General features: G+C 67.1%; 18 protein-coding genes. 6 read left to right on the forward strand and 12 right to left on the reverse strand.

Annotated elements, in window-relative coordinates; all coding sequences use genetic code 11:
• The first annotated feature begins 44 nt into the window (after positions 1 to 44).
• From ACOGXD_RS01115 to ACOGXD_RS01125, 3 genes are read left to right on the forward strand one after another with little or no spacing between them, the layout of a single operon-like run.
• Entirely contained in the window at positions 45 to 1,274 is a 1,230-nt protein-coding gene (locus ACOGXD_RS01115) for an acetyl-CoA C-acetyltransferase (RefSeq protein ID WP_419916093.1), read from the forward strand.
• 51 nt (positions 1,275 to 1,325) lie between these two features.
• The gene (rpe, locus tag ACOGXD_RS01120; RefSeq protein ID WP_419916094.1) at positions 1,326 to 2,045 is read left to right on the forward strand and encodes a ribulose-phosphate 3-epimerase; all 720 of its coding nucleotides are present in this window, start codon (positions 1,326 to 1,328) and stop codon (positions 2,043 to 2,045) included.
• Between the two features lie 5 nt (positions 2,046 to 2,050).
• A complete protein-coding gene (locus ACOGXD_RS01125; protein WP_419916095.1) occupies positions 2,051 to 2,497 on the forward strand; it encodes a hypothetical protein in 447 nt (148 codons plus the stop codon).
• A 29-nt stretch (positions 2,498 to 2,526) separates the two neighbouring features.
• On the opposite strand, the gene ACOGXD_RS01130 is transcribed toward ACOGXD_RS01125, so the two are convergent.
• From ACOGXD_RS01130 to ACOGXD_RS01160, 7 genes are all read right to left on the reverse strand, one after another.
• Positions 2,527 to 3,147: an ATP-dependent Clp protease proteolytic subunit gene (locus ACOGXD_RS01130; RefSeq protein ID WP_419916096.1), complete on the reverse strand. Its 621-nt coding sequence runs from the start codon at positions 3,145 to 3,147 to the stop codon at positions 2,527 to 2,529.
• An 80-nt stretch (positions 3,148 to 3,227) separates the two neighbouring features.
• Entirely contained in the window at positions 3,228 to 3,755 is a 528-nt protein-coding gene (gene rdgB / locus ACOGXD_RS01135) for an RdgB/HAM1 family non-canonical purine NTP pyrophosphatase (RefSeq protein WP_419916097.1), read from the reverse strand.
• 98 nt (positions 3,756 to 3,853) lie between these two features.
• Entirely contained in the window at positions 3,854 to 4,582 is a 729-nt protein-coding gene (gene rph, locus ACOGXD_RS01140) for a ribonuclease PH (protein WP_419916098.1), read from the reverse strand.
• A gap of 34 nt (positions 4,583 to 4,616) precedes the next feature.
• Entirely contained in the window at positions 4,617 to 5,366 is a 750-nt protein-coding gene (locus ACOGXD_RS01145; protein ID WP_419916099.1) for an MBL fold metallo-hydrolase, read from the reverse strand.
• A 60-nt stretch (positions 5,367 to 5,426) separates the two neighbouring features.
• The gene (locus tag ACOGXD_RS01150; protein ID WP_419916100.1) at positions 5,427 to 6,212 is read right to left on the reverse strand and encodes a hypothetical protein; all 786 of its coding nucleotides are present in this window, start codon (positions 6,210 to 6,212) and stop codon (positions 5,427 to 5,429) included.
• Between the two features lie 59 nt (positions 6,213 to 6,271).
• Positions 6,272 to 7,219 carry a PLP-dependent cysteine synthase family protein gene (locus ACOGXD_RS01155; protein WP_419916101.1) on the reverse strand — a complete coding sequence of 316 codons (948 nt, stop codon included), beginning with the start codon at positions 7,217 to 7,219 and terminating at the stop codon, positions 6,272 to 6,274.
• 42 nt (positions 7,220 to 7,261) lie between these two features.
• On the reverse strand, positions 7,262 to 7,537 hold the full coding sequence (locus ACOGXD_RS01160) for a ubiquitin-like small modifier protein 1 (RefSeq protein ID WP_419916102.1): 276 nt from the start codon (positions 7,535 to 7,537) through the stop codon (positions 7,262 to 7,264).
• Positions 7,538 to 7,736: 199 nt separating this feature from the next.
• On the opposite strand from ACOGXD_RS01160, the gene smpB reads away from it, so the two are divergent.
• Entirely contained in the window at positions 7,737 to 8,234 is a 498-nt protein-coding gene (gene smpB / locus ACOGXD_RS01165; protein ID WP_419916103.1) for an SsrA-binding protein SmpB, read from the forward strand.
• Positions 8,235 to 8,245: 11 nt separating this feature from the next.
• Here smpB and ACOGXD_RS01170 read toward each other — a convergent pair whose 3' ends face one another.
• The 5 genes from ACOGXD_RS01170 to ACOGXD_RS01190 all read right to left on the reverse strand — a co-directional run bounded on the left by ACOGXD_RS01170 (position 8,246) and on the right by ACOGXD_RS01190 (position 13,445).
• Entirely contained in the window at positions 8,246 to 9,058 is an 813-nt protein-coding gene (locus ACOGXD_RS01170; protein WP_419916104.1) for an alpha/beta fold hydrolase, read from the reverse strand.
• On the reverse strand, positions 9,055 to 10,350 hold the full coding sequence (locus tag ACOGXD_RS01175) for an LLM class flavin-dependent oxidoreductase (protein WP_419916105.1): 1,296 nt from the start codon (positions 10,348 to 10,350) through the stop codon (positions 9,055 to 9,057). Before ACOGXD_RS01175 ends, ACOGXD_RS01170 begins: the two co-directional genes overlap by 4 nt.
• 85 nt (positions 10,351 to 10,435) lie before the next feature.
• Positions 10,436 to 12,001, reverse strand: a complete 1,566-nt coding sequence (locus ACOGXD_RS01180; protein ID WP_419916106.1) for a 4-hydroxyphenylacetate 3-hydroxylase family protein — start codon at positions 11,999 to 12,001, stop codon at positions 10,436 to 10,438.
• Positions 12,002 to 12,042: 41 nt separating this feature from the next.
• Positions 12,043 to 12,615: a VOC family protein gene (locus ACOGXD_RS01185; protein WP_419916107.1), complete on the reverse strand. Its 573-nt coding sequence runs from the start codon at positions 12,613 to 12,615 to the stop codon at positions 12,043 to 12,045.
• Between the two features lie 104 nt (positions 12,616 to 12,719).
• Positions 12,720 to 13,445 (reverse strand): hypothetical protein, encoded by a 726-nt coding sequence (locus ACOGXD_RS01190; protein WP_419916108.1) that lies wholly within the window; start codon positions 13,443 to 13,445, stop codon positions 12,720 to 12,722.
• 192 nt (positions 13,446 to 13,637) lie between these two features.
• Between ACOGXD_RS01190 and ACOGXD_RS01195 the strand changes: the two genes are divergently transcribed.
• A complete protein-coding gene (locus tag ACOGXD_RS01195) occupies positions 13,638 to 14,993 on the forward strand; it encodes an alkyl sulfatase dimerization domain-containing protein (protein ID WP_419916109.1) in 1,356 nt (451 codons plus the stop codon).
• A gap of 186 nt (positions 14,994 to 15,179) precedes the next feature.
• Entirely contained in the window at positions 15,180 to 16,115 is a 936-nt protein-coding gene (locus tag ACOGXD_RS01200; RefSeq protein WP_419916110.1) for a DMT family transporter, read from the forward strand.

Here is a 16,115-nt window from a genome sequence, read left to right on the forward strand (position 1 = left end):
CGACCCTGCAGACGGGTTCGGCGCGTCCTCAGAGGGGACACCACATGAGTACAGATGCAGCGACCGACCCAGTCATCGTCGCAACCACCCGCAGCCCGATCGGCCGTGCCTTCAAGGGCTCGCTGACCGAGATGCGGCCCGACGACATGACGGCGCAGATCGTCACCAAGCTGCTCGACAAGGTGCCCGAGCTGCCCCACGGCGAGATCGAGGATCTCATGCTGGGCTGCGGGCAGCCCGGCGGCGAGGCCGGCTTCAACATCGCACGCGCCGCGGCCATCCTGGCCGGGCTCGACGACGTGCCCGGCACCACGGTCAACCGCTACTGCTCGTCCTCGTTGCAGACCATCCGCATGGCCGCACACGCCATCCGTGCCGGCGAGGGCGATGCCTTCATCGCCGCTGGCGTCGAGTGCGTCAGCCGCTACGACAAGGGCAACTCGGACAGCCTGCCCGGCACGACCAACCCGCAGTTCCGTGCGCCCGGCGAGCGCACCAAGGTGCGGTCCGAAGGCGGCCACGGCGACTGGGCTCCCGCACCCGGCCTGCCCGACCTGTACATCGCGATGGGCCAGACGGCCGAGAACGTCGCCGAGCACAAGGGCGTCAGCCGCCAGGCCATGGACGAGTACGGCGTGATGAGCCAGAACAAGGCCGAGGCTGCCATCGGTCGTGGTTTCTTCGAGATGGACATCACCCCGCTGGAACTGCCTGACGGCAGCGTGGTCAGCTCTGACGACGGGCCCCGCGCCGGTGTCACCTACGAAGCTGTCTCGCAGCTGAAGCCCGCGTTCCGCCCCGACGGCCGGGTGACCGCCGGCAATGCATGCCCGCTGAACGACGGCGCTGCTGCGGTCATGGTGATGAGCCGCAAGCGTGCCGAAGAGCTGGGCATCACGCCGCTGGCGCGCATCATTTCGTCGGCAGTATCTGCGCTGAACCCCGAAATCATGGGCCTCGGCCCGATCGAGGCGTGCAAGAAGGCGCTGGCACGTGCAGGCATGACGATGAGCGACATCGACATGGTCGAGATCAACGAGGCCTTCGCTGCCCAGGTGATCCCGTCGGCCGACGAGCTGGGCATCGACATCGTCGACCAGCTGAACCTCAACGGCGGCGCCATCGCATTGGGCCACCCGTTCGGCATGACCGGTGCCCGCATCATGACGACGCTGCTGAACGGCCTCGCCGACCGTGACAAGACCTTCGGGCTCGAGTCGATGTGCGTCGGCGGCGGTCAGGGCATGGCCATGATCGTGGAGCGCCTCAACTAGATCGCCGATAACTGCCGCGCTTCGGGGCGGCGCGTCGGCAACACTGGCCGGGTGAACACGTCCTCGCCGACGGCACCTCGGTCCATCCAGATCGTCCCGTCTGTCCTGCCTGCCGACTTCGCGCGCCTCGGAGACGAGTGCGCTGCCTTGGAGGCGGCAGGCGTCGACCGGATCCAGTGGGACGTCATGGACGGCGTGTTCGTGCCGAACCTGACATTCGGCCCCGATGTCATTGCTGCCTGCCGCCCGCACGCGGGCGTGATGTTCGAAGCACACCTCATGGTCGCCGACCCCGACCCGATGCTGGGCGCCTACGTCGACGCCGGATGCGAGATGCTGATCGTGCACGCCGAATCGGTCACGCACCTGCACCGGACGCTCGGCCGGGTCGCCGAGCTGGGCGCGCAACCTGCGGTGGCCATCAATCCCTCGACGCCGATCGACGCTGTGGCGCACGTGCTCGACCTGGTCGACATGGTGCTCGTCATGACCGTCAACCCGGGGTTCGGCGGTCAGGCCTACATCGCCGCGATGGAGCCCAAGATCGCTGCCCTGCGCCAGCTCATCTCGGGGAGCGGTGCAGCTGGGGCATCGGGCACGGGCATCGACATCGAGGTGGACGGCGGCATCTCGGCCGAGACCATCGGCGGTGCTGCTGCAGCGGGCGCCAACGTTCTCGTATCGGGCAGCGCGCTGTACCGCTATGACGAGGGGCTCGCGCACGGCGTCGCGGACCTGCGTTGCCGTGCGGAGGCTGCGTTCCGAGCGTGATGACCGTGACAGCTCGCCGGCGCTGGCTCCTCATCGCCGCCGCCGTCGTAGCGGTCGCTCTTGCCTTGCGACTCACGCTGTGGCGCGACAGCGGGGAACCCTCCGTCGAGGAGTTCTGCGCTGAGTTCGCCCACCTGCTGGTCGTGGATCAGCTCAGCCTGACGGTCAACCCGAACGATGACACGAGCACCCGTGAGGCAATGGATCGCACAGCCCGCCAGTTCGCAGATGCTGCGGCAGCGGCACCGGCGGATATCCGCCCCGACATGGTTCTGCTGGCCGACTTGACTGCGGCGCTCTCCGAAGCCGTCGCCGAGACAGCTTCACGCGAGACGTTCGACCGCGCCGCCGCGGTGATTGCGGCACAGGATCCGTTCCTCGAGACGCAGGATGCCGCCACCCAGCGGGTTGTCGACTACGTCACCCGCAATTGCACTGCTGCGCCTGGCTAGACCAGGCGCACGAGCACTGCTGCGCCCGGCTAGATCATCTCGCCGCGCTTGACGATCACGTGATCGCACAAGCCGTAGGCCTTCGCTTCCTCCGCAGTGAACCAACGGTCGCGCTCGGAGTCGAGCAGGATCTGCTCCACGTCCTGACCGCTGTGCAGCGCCGTGCGCTCGGCCATCAGGCGCTTGACGTAGGCCATCTGCTCGGCCTGGATGGCGATGTCCGATGCTTGTCCCCGCACGCCGCCCGACGGCTGGTGCATCATCACCCGGGCATGCGGCAGGCAATAGCGCTTGCCCGGTGCTCCCGCGGTCAGCAGGAACTGCCCCATCGAGGCCCCCAGCCCCAGGCAGACGGTGGCCACATCGCAGGCCACGAACTGCATGGTGTCGTAGATGGCCATGCCGGCAGTGACTGAACCGCCCGGGCTGTTGATGTACAGCGAGATGTCGCGGCCCCTGTCCTGACCTTCCAGGTACAGCATCTGCGCGCAGACAACGTTGGCGAGCTGATCGTCGACCTCGTCGCCCAGGAACACGATGCGGTCGTCGAGCAGTCGGTTCGAGATCTGGGTCCAGCCCGAGACGCCACTGGCGTCGAATGCTCTCTGCGCACCCGGCGCCGGGACGGTGATCGATGGAAGGTCGGTCATGCGCCGCAGGCTACCGACGCTGCTTTCGAGCCCAGCCGGAGTGCAACCGCCAACTGCCGCCGAGCAGGGTTGAGACGAACTCAGAGTCGCACCGCCAGCGCGCGCAGGGCGCGACCGCGGTGGCTGATTTGGTTTTTCGCTTCGGCCGACATCTCGGCGAAGGTGAGCGGGGCTGCCTCGTCGGGGACAAACACGGGGTCGTAGCCAAAGCCGCCATCGCCGCGCGGCGCCGAAGCGATCGTGCCCTCGACAACGCCATCGGCCAGGGTCTCGCTGCCGTCAGCCAGCACGACCGCTACCACGGTCCGGAAACGCGCTGTCCGCTGAGGTGGCGGTACCTCGCCCAAAGCAGCCATGAGCTTGGCCAGATTGGCCACCGGATCAGCTTCAGGCCCCGCATAGCGGGCGCTGTGCACTCCAGGGGCACCACCCAGCGCATCCACTTCCAGCCCGGTGTCATCGGCAATGGACGGCTCACCAGCCGCCGCGCACACGAACCTCGCCTTGATCAGCGCATTGTCCGCCAGCGTCTCGCCGTCTTCAGCCACATCGCCGAGTTCTGGTGGCCGCGGCACGATCTCTAGAGCGGGCATCGCTTCGGCCAGCACCGCAGCGATCTCGACGGCCTTGTGCGGATTGGCCGAGGCCATCACCAGCCGCACCGCGTCAGGGCCTTCCCGTCACCGACACCCTGGCGTGCCCGACATCACGTCGGCGGCGTGGCCAGTGCCGTTCGCTGCAGATCGACGATCTCGCTGATGCCCGAACGGGCCAGCGCCAGCATCGCGCTGAGCTGGGTGTCGTCGAACGGATCGCCCTCGGCGGTGCCCTGCACCTCGACGAAGCGACCCTGCCCGGTCATCACGACGTTCATGTCCACCTCTGCGCGCGAATCCTCCTCGTAGGGCAGATCGAGGCGGGCCTCGCCGTCCACGATCCCCACCGAGATGGCCGCGCACTCGTCGATGAGCGGATGCCGACTGATGGCTCCGCTGCTGACCAGACGAGTGCACGCATCGTGCAACGCCACATAGCCCCCGCAGATCGAAGCGGTACGGGTGCCCCCGTCGGCCTGCAGCACGTCGCAGTCGACCGTGACCTCGCGCTCACCCAGCGCCGCCATGTCGCACACGGCCCGCAAGGCCCGCCCAATCAGGCGCTCGATCTCGAGCGTGCGCCCCTTCTGCTTGCCTCGCTTGGACTCGCGGCCGACGCGTTCCCCGCTCGAGCCGGGCAGCATCGCATATTCGGCGGTCACCCACCCGGTTCCCCGGCCGCGCATCCAGCGCGGCACGTCATCGTCGATCGACACGGTGCACAGCACCCTGGTGCGCCCGAAGGACACGAGCACCGAACCAGGTGTCTGGTCGGTGAAGTCGCGTTCGAACGTGACGGGCCGCAGGTCACCCGGCGTCCGGCCGTCGGCGCGCGTCACGACCGGTTCTCGACGTTCACGTCGTGCACAGTGCTCACGCCCAGAACGTTGCGCCGGTGCGTGCGACTGCCACGTCGCCGTTGAACACCTCGCCCGCCTCGGTCAGATGATCCTGCGGATCCGATCCGGGCGGTACATGGGTCACCACGAGCTGGCGCGCACCGACGTCGTTGGCGTCGGCCGCCAGCCAAGCTGCGCTGACATGTGGAATCTCGGGACTGTCGGTTGCGTGCAGCAGCGTGCCCTCGCCCACCACGAGATCCGGCGCCGGCCGCCCGACGTCACGGCTGAGCGAAGAGAGTGCCCAGCCACGCCCCGTATCGGACGTATAGACAATCGACTTGCCAGCACACTCGAAGCGCATCGCCAGCGTTTCCACCGGGTGATCGGTGCGGGAGAACAGCACATCGATGTCGCCGACACGCGCCTCCGACGAGTCCTTCACCATCTCCCAGCCGAAGAGATCCGAGCTGTCGCCGTACACCTCGGTGACCTCACGCACGCCCTCGGTGGCGAGCACCCGCATGTGCTCGATGCCCATGTACCACTTCGCAGCGTTGTAGATCACCGGCAGCTCCGCGCAGTGATCGGGGTGGTGATGGCTCACCAGCAGCGCATCCACCGTCTCCAGCGGCACATGGGACTGCAGGTTGGCGAAGGTGCCCGGCCCGCAGTCCACCCACAGGTTCGTGGCCTCGCTGCGCACGAGGTACCCGCTGCACGACTCGCCAGCGGCGGCGTAGCTGCCCGAACAACCCAACACCGTCACCGAGAGCTTGCTCACGGAGGCCGATACTACGCAGGTAGCCGAGGCTTCTCACATCGTGCCCAGCCCAACAGAACTTCAGCCGATCGGGCAGCGCGTTCCTGCTTCGAGCAGCCGGAGGACGCCGGCTTCGTCGAAGACGCCGACCAACCGCCCACCGCTGGTTGCGAGCGATACCGAGGCCGGCTCACTGGCGGTTGCGGGGTGGAATGTGGCTGCCGGGTACGCCTCGGCGACCTCGGCACGCCCGGCACCGACACCGATCCCCGCGGCCGTTTGCAGCATGTACGGATCGGGTCCGAACGCTCCCAGCCGCCAGGTCATGAAGTGCTCATCGCCGGCGCCGCGGTGCTGGTAGCCGTCTTCGGCATTCCCGAACAGCGCCAGGAGGCCGGGCCACTCCACAGCTCGCAGGCGGCTGCCCGGACAGTCACCGTAGATGGAGAACGTGTCGGTCCAGCCGCTGTCGGCAACCGGCTGGCCGAGCGCGACGGTGAGCGCGTCCAAGGCAGTTTGCGCGTCGGTGCCGAATGGCACGAGTCCGAGGCCGTCACTCGCGAGCACGACGCCTTCGGGACGGGGCACTGCCGCCCCGCCCAGCCTTTCGGGCGCTGTGGTGGCGGACGCGGCGTCGGCGGATGTACCCGCATCGCCTCCCGCCGGAGCTGTCACCAGCACTGCCGCGGGACGTTCAGATGATGTTTGCGAGGGCAGCAGTGTCGTCGCGGTGACGTCGAGGGACAGAGCGCTGGTAGACGGCGGAGTCGGGGCCACCCGCAGCGGCGGACCCGTGCAGGCACCCGCAGCCACCGCCAGCACCACGGCCACCGCCGCCGCCCGGCATCGGGATCTGGCGCCCCTCATGCCGGCAACGGTACGACAGCGACTCGGGCGATCAACCGCCGAACTGCCTGCAGAGACGGTCAGAAGTAGATGACGTTCTCGGCCTGGGCAGCGGCAGCATCGAGGTCGTCGGTCCAGGCGCCGACCGACAGGTATTTCCAGCCGTGGTCGCTCACGACGAACACGATGACGCCTTCGTCGATGCGGGCAGCCGCCTTGCGTGCGCCGGCCAGCGCCGCGCCACCCGAGATGCCCGAGAACACCCCTTCGGCCGCCAGCATCCTCGTCGCCTCGATCGATTCGCGCGGGCGCACGATCATCTTGCGATCGAGCAGATCGACGCCCCCCCACTGCTCGAAGATGGGCGGCACGTACCCATCGTCGAGGCTGCGCAGGCCCTCCACCTGCTCGCCTGCCGGAGGTTCGACCGCCCACACTTGCACCGTCGGCGAGTGCTCCTTGAGATAGCGGCCTACGCCGAGCAGCGTGCCGCTTGTGCCCAGCCCTGCCACGAAGTGTGTGATGCCGGGAACGTCGGCGACGATCTCAGGACCGGTGGTGCGGTAGTGCACCTCGGGATTGGCCTCGTTCCCGTACTGGTAGAGCATCGTCCAGTCGGGGTTGGCCTCGGCCAGCTCCACTGCGAGCCGCACTGCCCCGTTGGAGCCTTGCTCGGCCGGGCTGTCGATGATCTCGGCGCCGAAGATCTCAAGCATCTGCCTCCGCTCGGCGGTGACGTTGCCCGGCAGCACGATCTTGACCCGGTAGCCGCGGCGCTGCCCGAGCATGGCCAGCGCGATGCCGGTGTTGCCCGACGAGGGCTCGATGATCACCGATCCGGGCGCGAGCTGGCCTTCGGCCTCAGCGCGGTCCAGCATCGCCAGCGCAACCCGGTCTTTGACCGAGCCGGTCGGGTTCTGCCCTTCCAGCTTGGCGTACAACTCGACCGCCGGGTTGGGGCTGAGGCGGCTGACGTCGAGGGTGGGTGTGGCGCCGATCAGCTCGTCGACAGAGCGATAGACGGCCACGTGCTGGCTCAGTCGTGCGTATTGGAGCGAGGCCGGACCGGCTCAGCCACCGGCGACGGCCGGCAGGATCGACAGCTCGTCGCCGTCGGACAGCGCGGTGTCCATCTGGGAGAGGTAGCGCACATCCTCGTCGTTGACATAGACGTTCACGAAGCGGTGCAGGCTGCCGTCTTCGGCGAGCAGGTTGGGGGCGATGCCGGGAAACTCGCCGACCAGCCACGACACGGCTTCGGCCACGGTGCTGGCCTCGGCGTCAACCCGTGACTGCCCGTTGGCGTGGGGACGCAGGACGGTCGGCAGACGGACGGTGACAGCCATCGGAGCTCCCGTTTCGGCGGCTAGCCAATTGCTGGCCAGGAACTTGCAAGCCGCCTCGGCTATTCCTGACCTGTTGACTCAGGATTCTACGGGCCGCACCAGCCGTACCCTCGGGTTGATGGAGCAGAGGCTGAGCCGATAGGCGAAGCCGTGGCCCGAGCGGCCCGTGAGCGAAGCGAACAAGAGCGGGAGGTAACAGGTGACGCAACGAGGAGGCTCACCTTCGCTCGCGTCGTCGAGCGACCGGAACGTCGTGGCGTCAAATCGCCGTGCGCGCCGCAACTACGAGGTGCTCGACACCTTCGAGTGCGGCATGGTCCTGCGCGGCACGGAGGTGAAGTCGCTGCGTGCCGGGGGCGCCCAGATGGGCGACGCCTATGCCCGGGTGCGCGACGACGAGATGTGGTTGATGGGCCTGCACATTGCCCCGTGGATCCATGCATCGCCCACCTTGGGCCACGAGGTGGAGCGCCCCCGCAAGTTGCTCATGCATCGTGCCGAGATCAACCGGCTGCGGGCCCGGACTGAGCAGGACCGTCTGCAGCTCATCCCGCTCGAGATCTACTTCCGTGACGGGCGAGCCAAGCTGGAGCTCGCCCTTGCCCGGGGCCGCCGGCTGTACGACAAGCGGCAGGCGATTCGCAAGCGAGAAACGGACCGCGAGGCCCGCCGGGCGCTGCGCGACCGATCCGTCTAGCTGCTGAGTTCTCAGGCCAGGGCAGCAGCGGCGATTCGGGCCACTGTGGCCGGCTGGTCGAAGTCGGCTTGGTGGCCGGCGTCGTCCAGCAGATGCGTGCCCGCGACGTTGGGGAGTGCCCCGGCCCAGCGTTCTAGGTACGACGCCGGAATGATCCGGTCCTTGGCGCCGTGCACCAGCGTCACCGGGTTCAGCACCCGGTGCAGTCGTTCTGCCAGACCCCATTCGGGCAGCGGCCAGATCAGCTGTGCAGCGGCCGTTCGCGTGAGATAGCGGTGCACGCCGTGCTCCACCACCATGTCAGCCGGCAGGTCGGCTGGGTCGTCGAAGAACGCCGCTGACGCCGCCGTGTCTTCGGTGAGCATCGCCCGCTGCACGCTCAGCGTGGTGCCGAACGGGTCAGCGACCGGATCGCCATCGTCCCAGAGGCCGAACGGTGCCACGAGCACCATCGAACCGAACGCCTCGGGCCGTACCGCCGCCAGCTCGAGCGCCAGCATGGCACCCACGCTGGAAGCCACCAGCGGCACCCCGGTGAGCCCGGCTAGATCGACGACCTCGCTGGTCGCGACCACCCAGTCGTGCAGGGTTCGCAGCCTCTCGGGTTCGCTGGAGCCGGTGAAGCCCGGCAGGCTCGGTGCCACCACGCGATGGCCCGTTGCGGCCAACTCCTCGAGTACTGCGTGCACGCCGGGATTGCCGAGCATCCCGTGCAGGTAGCCCACGGTCGGGCCCTCGCCCAGCTCAACGATGCCGATATGTCCGTCTCGGTACGGCAGCGTGCCCGGTGCGAAATGGCCGGCCAGCGGTGCGCCTGCGTTCACTGGGCGCGGCTCCCGACGGGCGCGAGCTGGTGGTCGGTCTTGGGCCACCAGTGGTCCTCGTAGTCGTCCTCGAACAGGCCCGCAACCTCTGGCATCACCTTGGTCGCGTACATCTCGGTGTTCATCTTCACCAGTTCGGGATCCATGTTGCCAAAGTGGCTGAACACCATCAGGTGGCCAACATTCATGGTGGTGGCCAGCTCGTGCACCTGCTCGGTGACCTGGGTGGGGTCGCCCAAGATGATGTAACCCTTCTCCACCATGTCCTCGAAGGTCAGCTTCTTCGAGCCGTATGAGGGCTTGGCGCTGCCGGCCTTGGCAGCATCGGCGGCGTTGGCCTCGCGTCGGGCGGTGGCTTCCCGCGCGGCTCGTTCCACCATGCCTTCCACTCCGGCACGCACCGTGTTGGGCGTCTTGTAACCCGGCGGGTCGGCATAGCCGGCGTACACGTGCAGGCAGGTGTTGAAGAAGTACTCAGCCGGTTCGCGGTACAGATCCCACGCTTCGGCCTCGGTGTCGGCCACGGCGATGAACTGCGCGAAGCCGCCCTGGAACGGGTTGGTCTCCTTGCCGAGCTCCTGGACCTTTTTCCAGAAGCCCTGCATGGTGCGCAGACCGGCCTTGTAGCCGAAGTAGCTCAGGTAGCAGTACACGAGGTCTTCTGCGGCGCACCAGTCCCAGGTGTCCACCGAACCGCCGCCGGGAATCCAGATGGGCGGGTGGGGCTGCTGCACCGGACGGGGCCAGACGTTGACGTAGCGCAGCTTGTTGTAGTTGCCGTTGAAGCTGAACACCTCGTCCGACGTCCACGCCTGGCGGATGAGGTCAACGCCCTCGTGGTAGCGCTCGCGCAGCGTGGCCGGGTTCTGTCCGTAGGCGTAGATGGTGTCCATCGGCGAGCCCACCGGGAAGCCGGCGATCATGCGCCCGCCGGTGATCCCGTCCAGCATGGCGATCTCCTCGGCCACCCGCAGCGGCGGGTTGTACAGCGCTACCGAGTCGCCCAGCACGACGATGTTGGTGTCGGGGCAGTTGCGTGACAGAGCCGCCGCGATGATGTTCGGGCTGGGCATGAGGCCGTAACCGTTGGAGTGGTGCTCGTTGATGCCGACGGCGTCGAACCCGCATTCGGCCGCGAACTCGAGCTGGTCGAGATACGCGTTGTAGGTCTGGTGCCCGACGGTGGGGTCATACAGCTTGGGGTCGATGTCGACCCAGACCGAGCGGTGCTGCTCGGGGAAGTCCGGCGGGAGCTCCGGGTAGGGCATCAAATGGAAGAAGATCGACTTCACGGCGTGCTCCTTGCGGCTCGCCAGAAAATCTACTCCGCGTTCGACTCTGCGTTGTGATCGAGCGTGCGCCCGCTGCGGGGGCGGCTCAGTCCCAGTCGTGGCCCACGATGGAGACGTCGTCGGGGTTGAAGAAACCGGGAATCGTCCAGCCGTCGAGGTCGTACTCGGCCATGCACTGCTCGGCGAAGCCTTCGAGCATCGCTGTCAAGGACTCCTGACCGGGCGCCGCCGCATCGGCCGCATGGACGTTCTCGTAGCGGATCTGTTCGTTGTTGCCGGCGTAGTTGCGCTCGTACAGCTCATGACGGCCGCCGAACTCGCTGCCCATGGCATCCCACAGCAGCTTCATGATCTTCATCCGCTCGAGCGCCGGGATGCCGTCTGAGCCTCGCACGAAACGCTCCAGGTACGGCCGGATCTCGTCCGACTTGAAGTCGGCGGCGTTCGAGTTGACGTAGATGAGGCCTGACGCCACCACCTGCTCGACAATGTCCTTGATCCGGGGATAGAAGTGCGGTGTGAAGGTGCGGTAGGCCAAGCCGTAGAGCGCGGACGGCTGCACGGCGCCGTTCGCCCACGGATCGGGGTTGCGGCACATCGCGTCGCTCAGACCCCACATCAGGTTGCGAATGGCGATCACCTCGCCCAGGTTGGCCTGCACGCCCCGGAAGTCGCGGGTGCCGGTGGCGCGCAGCGCCTTCGACAGCAGCCCGGCGATGAAGTCCAGCTTCACGCACAGGCGGGCCAGCCCATGGAAGGTGAACCGCGGCAAGAAGCCGATCGAGGGGAAGAAGTTGTTGGCCTTGGGCACGTCGCCGTACAGGAACACGTTCTCCCACGGAATCAGCACCTGGTCGAACACCAGGATGGAATCATTCTCGTCGAGCCGGCTCGACAGCGGGTAGTCGAACACGCTTCCGGTGGCAGCCGCCTGCAACTCATAGGAGTTGCGGCAGATCAGCTTCACCCCGTCGGCGTCCATCGGCGCGGTGCACACGATGGCGAAGGCACGATCCTGAATGGGTATCTGGCCGTAGTGGGCGATGAAGTTGTAGTGCGTCAGCGCCGAGCCGGTGGCCACGACCTTGGCGCCCGACACGACGAGGCCGTTGTCGGTCTCGCGCTCGACGTGCATGCAGACATCGCGGATCTGATCGGGGCCGAGGTGACGATCGACCGGCGGATGCACGATGGCGTGGTTCCAGTACAACACCTCCTCCTGGCTGCGCTGGTACCAGTAGATGGCGTTGTCGGAATAGTCGTCGTAGAACTCCGGCATCGCTCCCAAGGTGGCCAGGAACGACGCCTTGTAATCGGGACTGCGACCCATCCAGCCATAGGTCAGGCGCTGCCAGCCGGCGATGGCGTCGCGGGCGCCGACGAGGTCGTCTGCACTGTGAGGCACCCGAAAGAACTTGTGGGTCCTGCCTCCTGAACCCGTGTCGGTCTCGCACGTCAGCACGTCTTGCTGGGCGGGGTCGCCGAGCGCGTCGTACAGCCGGGCGATGGAGCGCACGCTGTTGCGGAACGCCGGATGAGTGGTGACGTCACGCACCTTCTCGCCATGGAAGTACACCGTGCGACCGTCGCGCAGGCTCTCGATGTACTCCTCGCCGGTCATCGGCGACCATGTCTCAGTCGACCTGCTCATCGCGTTTGCCCCCGTGTGCCTGCCCTCATCGGCCAGGCAGCTCAGGCTGGTGAGAAGTCGGTCTCGTAGTCGGTGTCGTCCACCAGCAGGTCTTCGGGAGGCAACCGCTTGGCGTAGTTGAGGGCCCCGTTGATGTCGTGCTTCCAGACTTCCTCAGGCAGTTCGTACAGCACTTCCACGCCGTAGCCGTTGGGATCGTTCACGTAAACGCTGTGAGTCATGCCGTGATCGACGCGGACGTTCATCGGCACGCCCCGCTCCTCGAGGAATTGCACCTGCTCCAGCCACGACTCCCGGTCGGGATAGGTGATCGCGATGTGGTTCACCGCGCACGCGCCCTCGACCATGCTCCATTTCTCGGGCGGCGCCGGCAGCTCCGGACGCTCCACGAGCGCGATGTCGTGGTGGTTCACGTCGTCGACGACGCCGCTGTAAAAGCGCATGTTCATGGCCGGTGGCTTGCCGTTGCGCGGCTCAAGCTCGCCGACTTGCTTGAAGCCCAGCAAGTCGCACCAGAAGTGATGCGACTCCTCCATGTCGCGTACGTTCAGCACCAAGTGATTCAGGCCCCGCGGCGTGACTGCGCTCGTGCGCTTCTTGATCGCTTCGCTCATGGACTGACCGCCTTGTCGGATGTGTTGCGGGTGCCTCCAGCCGACCGCTGCTTCCTTCGCAGGAGCCTAGCCCCGCCCGCATTTCAGCCTGTGGGCGGTCGACCTCAGCCCTGGCGCTTGGCCAGCCACTCCTCGAATTCGGCACGACGATCCTTAGCGATGGGGAACGTCCCGATCGAGCTCTCACCGGCAGCGACCCGCTCGATGGCCCACTCCTCCTCGAGCTCCTGGGCATAGGAGTCGTCGGCGATCTCCTCGGCGAGCAGCGCCGGGATGACCACGGCCCCCTCGCCGTCGCCCACGATGATGTCGCCCGGAAACACCGTGACCCCGGCGCATGCGATGGGCACCTGGTGTTCGAGCGGCGTATGCACGCGGCCGAGGGTCGCCGCATGGGATGACTGGTGATACACGGGCAGGCCGACATCGGCCACGGCTGGCGTGTCGCGCAGCGCACCATCGGTGACGAAGCCGGAAGCGCCGAGGTGCTTGATACGCATGGTGAAGATGTCGCCGATGGTGCCGGCATGCGGCTCTCCCCGCGCCTCCACGATGAGCACCTCTTCGGGCTCGATGGATTCCACGGCCCGGCGCTGCGCGTTCGGACCCTCCAGCCGGCGTTCGAAGTCTTCGCGCTTGGGCACGAAGCGCAGCGTGTGGGCGTAGCCGACCATGCGCTGGCCCTCGTTGAGCGGTCGCAGGCCGTTGAGGAAGCTGTTCCGCATCCCACGCCGCTGCATCTGGCCCGCAAGCGTTGCCGTGGACACCGCGTTGAACTTCATACGCATGTCGTCGGTGAGCACCACTGGGCGGTGTTCTGCATCGGCCATGGAATCCCCTTTGCTGAGCCCGATTGCGCTGTGTGGTTGCGGTGTGTCGACGGGCCTCGCCAATGTAGTCAAGTCCCGTTTTCCGAAAGCCGGTCGCACCTGCGCGCTCCCGTCGCTGCTCGCTGGTGCTCCGCTCGGTGTATCGGCGACAAGACTGGCGCATCGGCGGCTCCCGACGCCTAGGCGTCGGCGATGCTGCGAGATCTATCGCTCGAACCGGAAGGAAGCGTTGTGGCGCCTTCGAAGACCATCGACCCAATCGAGCTGTCGAGCCGGCTCATCGACACCGGCGTGGCCGATGAGCAGGTGGTGCGCGTCAACAACGCGCTGAGCGAGATCGACGACAACGTCGCTGTGGTCGAGGCGTTCAGCAACATGGTGGCCTTCGGCACCGACGACGGCCTGGTGTGCTTCGACGCCAGCGGCCCGTTCAGCGGTACCGCCGTGGTGGAATCGCTGCGCGGCTGGTCGGCCGAGCGGGTCAACACGCTGCTGTACACGCACGGCCATGTCGATCATGTGGGCGGCAGCGGCGCGCTGGCGGCTGATGCCGCGGAGCGCCGCCAGCCGCTGCCCGATGTGGTCGGGCATGACAACGTCATCCCTCGCTTCGAGCGCTACAACGCCACCAACGGCTACAACCTCATCATCAACCGGCGCCAGTTCGGAATCGGGCTGCGACAGCGCGGGGTGGGTATCGCTTTCGACGACGACCGCTTCCTGCCGTCGGACGCACTGTGGCCGAACCGCACCTTCAGCACGGAAGACTCGCTGTCGGTCGGCGGGCTCGACTTCGAGTTGCACCACGACAAGGGCGAGACCGACGATCACACGTGGGCGTGGGTGCCCTCGCATCGCGCGATCTGCCCCGGCGACCTGGTGGCGTGGGTGTTCCCGAACGCCGGCAACCCCCAGAAGGTGCAGCGCTACCCGTTGGAGTGGGCGCGGGCGCTGCGCCACATGGACTCCCTCGAACCCGAGCTGCTGATCCCAGCGCACGGGCCGCCGGTCCGGGGTCGTGAGCGCATCGGCACTGTGCTGCTGTCGCTGGCCGAAGCGTTGGAATCCCTGGTGAGCCAGACGATCGAGCTCATGAACGCCGGAGCCTCGCTGGATGAGATCCTCCAGGGCGTCTCGCTGCCCGCCGAATGGCTGGCGCGCCCGTGGATGCGGCCGGTCTATGACGAACCCGAATTCGTCATCCGCAACGTCTGGCGTCAGTACGGCGGATGGTGGGATCTGGACCCGTCGAACCTCAAGCCCTCCCCCAGGGCCGAACTGGCCGACGAACTGGTGCGACTGGGCGGCGGTGCCGCGGCGTTCGCGACACGGGCTCAAGAGCTGGTTGAGGCCGGCGACCTCAAGCTGGCCTGCCACCTGATCGAGCTGGCCGTGGCCGCTGATCCCGCATCGACGAGCCTCCACGGCGTGCGAGCGGAGATCTACGAAGCCCGGCGGACGGCGGAGCAGGGACTCATGTCCATCGGAATCTTCAGCGCCGCTGCCGCCGAGTCACGCGAGATCGCCCAGAACAGCGAGAGCGGCTAGTCAGCGTCGCTCACGGGCCGCTCGGGCCGCGGCATTGCCATTCGGCTCAGCCTCTGGGTCTTGGCCCCGAGCAACTGCACCCGCCGTGCTCGCTGGGCGTAGTGTTCCCCGCAGCAACTCTCGTGTCAGCTCGGCATGCCCGCGGCCGTGACTTGCTAGCCGGAACGGCGGGGCTGGAGCACGCACATGGCCGACATTGGATCGGGGTCGGCGCCGGGAGCGCCGTATGGGGGGCGCGGCGCACCCGCTCTGTCCGATCGCGCGCTCGGCGTGCCTGCCGCTGCCGTGGCGATGGTGGGATGGGCCGCTTCGGGCGTGATTGCCAAGGGCATCTCCGAACTGGGGCCGCTGGCTGTCGTGTTCTGGCGGATGTGGCTCTACACGGGTCTCGTCGCGCTGTTCCTGTGGGCCAACCGCACGCCGCTGCGGCTGTCGTCGATCAAGATCTCGTTCTGGGGCGGGTTCTCGCTGGCGTTCGACATCATGCTGTTCTTCATCGCCTTGCGGATGACCACAGTGGCCAACGCCACGGTGGTTGCGTCGCTGCAACCGCTGCTGATGCTGTTTCTGGCACCGAGGATCTTCGGCGAACAGCCGGGTCGGCGCCATTGGGGACTGGCGCTGGTGGCGATCGGCGGCATCGCGATCGTCGTGTTGGGCTCATCGGGCCTGACCGAGTGGAGCGTGTTCGGCGACCTGCTGGCATTCGGTGCGCTGTTCGCCTGGACGGGCTACTTCGTGTTCTCGAAGCTGAGCACGCAGAAGATCGCAGCAGCGCAGTACACGGGCGGCAGCGCATTGGTGTGCTCGTTGGTGGCCACGCCGTTCGCGCTGGCCTCGGGGCAGGTCTTCGACTGGCCATCGGCGGGGGCGTGGTTGTGGCTGGGCATCATGGCGATCGGCCCCGGCGTTGCCAGTCACATGCTGATGAACTGGTCGCTGGTGCGCATCCCTTCGTGGCTGGGCTCCACGATGACGCTGGCTATCCCGGTCACCAGCACGCTGATGGCCTGGGTGTTCCTGGGCGATCAGGTGTCGCTGTGGCAGTTCGTTGGCATGGCGGTGGTGATGTTCGCGCTCGCAGCCGTCGTGCTGGACCAGTCCCGCACGAAGCTGACCTAG

The sequence above is a fragment of the Candidatus Poriferisodalis sp. genome (assembly GCF_965204125.1).
Taxonomy (GTDB): domain Bacteria; phylum Actinomycetota; class Acidimicrobiia; order Acidimicrobiales; family Poriferisodalaceae; genus Poriferisodalis.

What these genes read in the sequence shown, in the direction of transcription:
- ACOGXD_RS01130 (WP_419916096.1), bottom strand. Translation starts at nt 3,147, where the DNA reads ATGACCGACCTTCCATCGATCACCGTCCCGGCGCCGGGTGCGCAGAGA.
- ACOGXD_RS01200 (WP_419916110.1), top strand. Translation starts at nt 15,180, where the DNA reads ATGGCCGACATTGGATCGGGGTCGGCGCCGGGAGCGCCGTATGGGGGG.
- ACOGXD_RS01160 (WP_419916102.1), bottom strand. Translation starts at nt 7,537, where the DNA reads ATGGCTGTCACCGTCCGTCTGCCGACCGTCCTGCGTCCCCACGCCAAC.
- ACOGXD_RS01150 (WP_419916100.1), bottom strand. Translation starts at nt 6,212, where the DNA reads ATGAGGGGCGCCAGATCCCGATGCCGGGCGGCGGCGGTGGCCGTGGTG.
- ACOGXD_RS01185 (WP_419916107.1), bottom strand. Translation starts at nt 12,615, where the DNA reads ATGAGCGAAGCGATCAAGAAGCGCACGAGCGCAGTCACGCCGCGGGGC.
- ACOGXD_RS01190 (WP_419916108.1), bottom strand. Translation starts at nt 13,445, where the DNA reads ATGGCCGATGCAGAACACCGCCCAGTGGTGCTCACCGACGACATGCGT.
- ACOGXD_RS01195 (WP_419916109.1), top strand. Translation starts at nt 13,638, where the DNA reads ATGCTGCGAGATCTATCGCTCGAACCGGAAGGAAGCGTTGTGGCGCCT.
- ACOGXD_RS01180 (WP_419916106.1), bottom strand. Translation starts at nt 12,001, where the DNA reads ATGAGCAGGTCGACTGAGACATGGTCGCCGATGACCGGCGAGGAGTAC.
- ACOGXD_RS01115 (WP_419916093.1), top strand. Translation starts at nt 45, where the DNA reads ATGAGTACAGATGCAGCGACCGACCCAGTCATCGTCGCAACCACCCGC.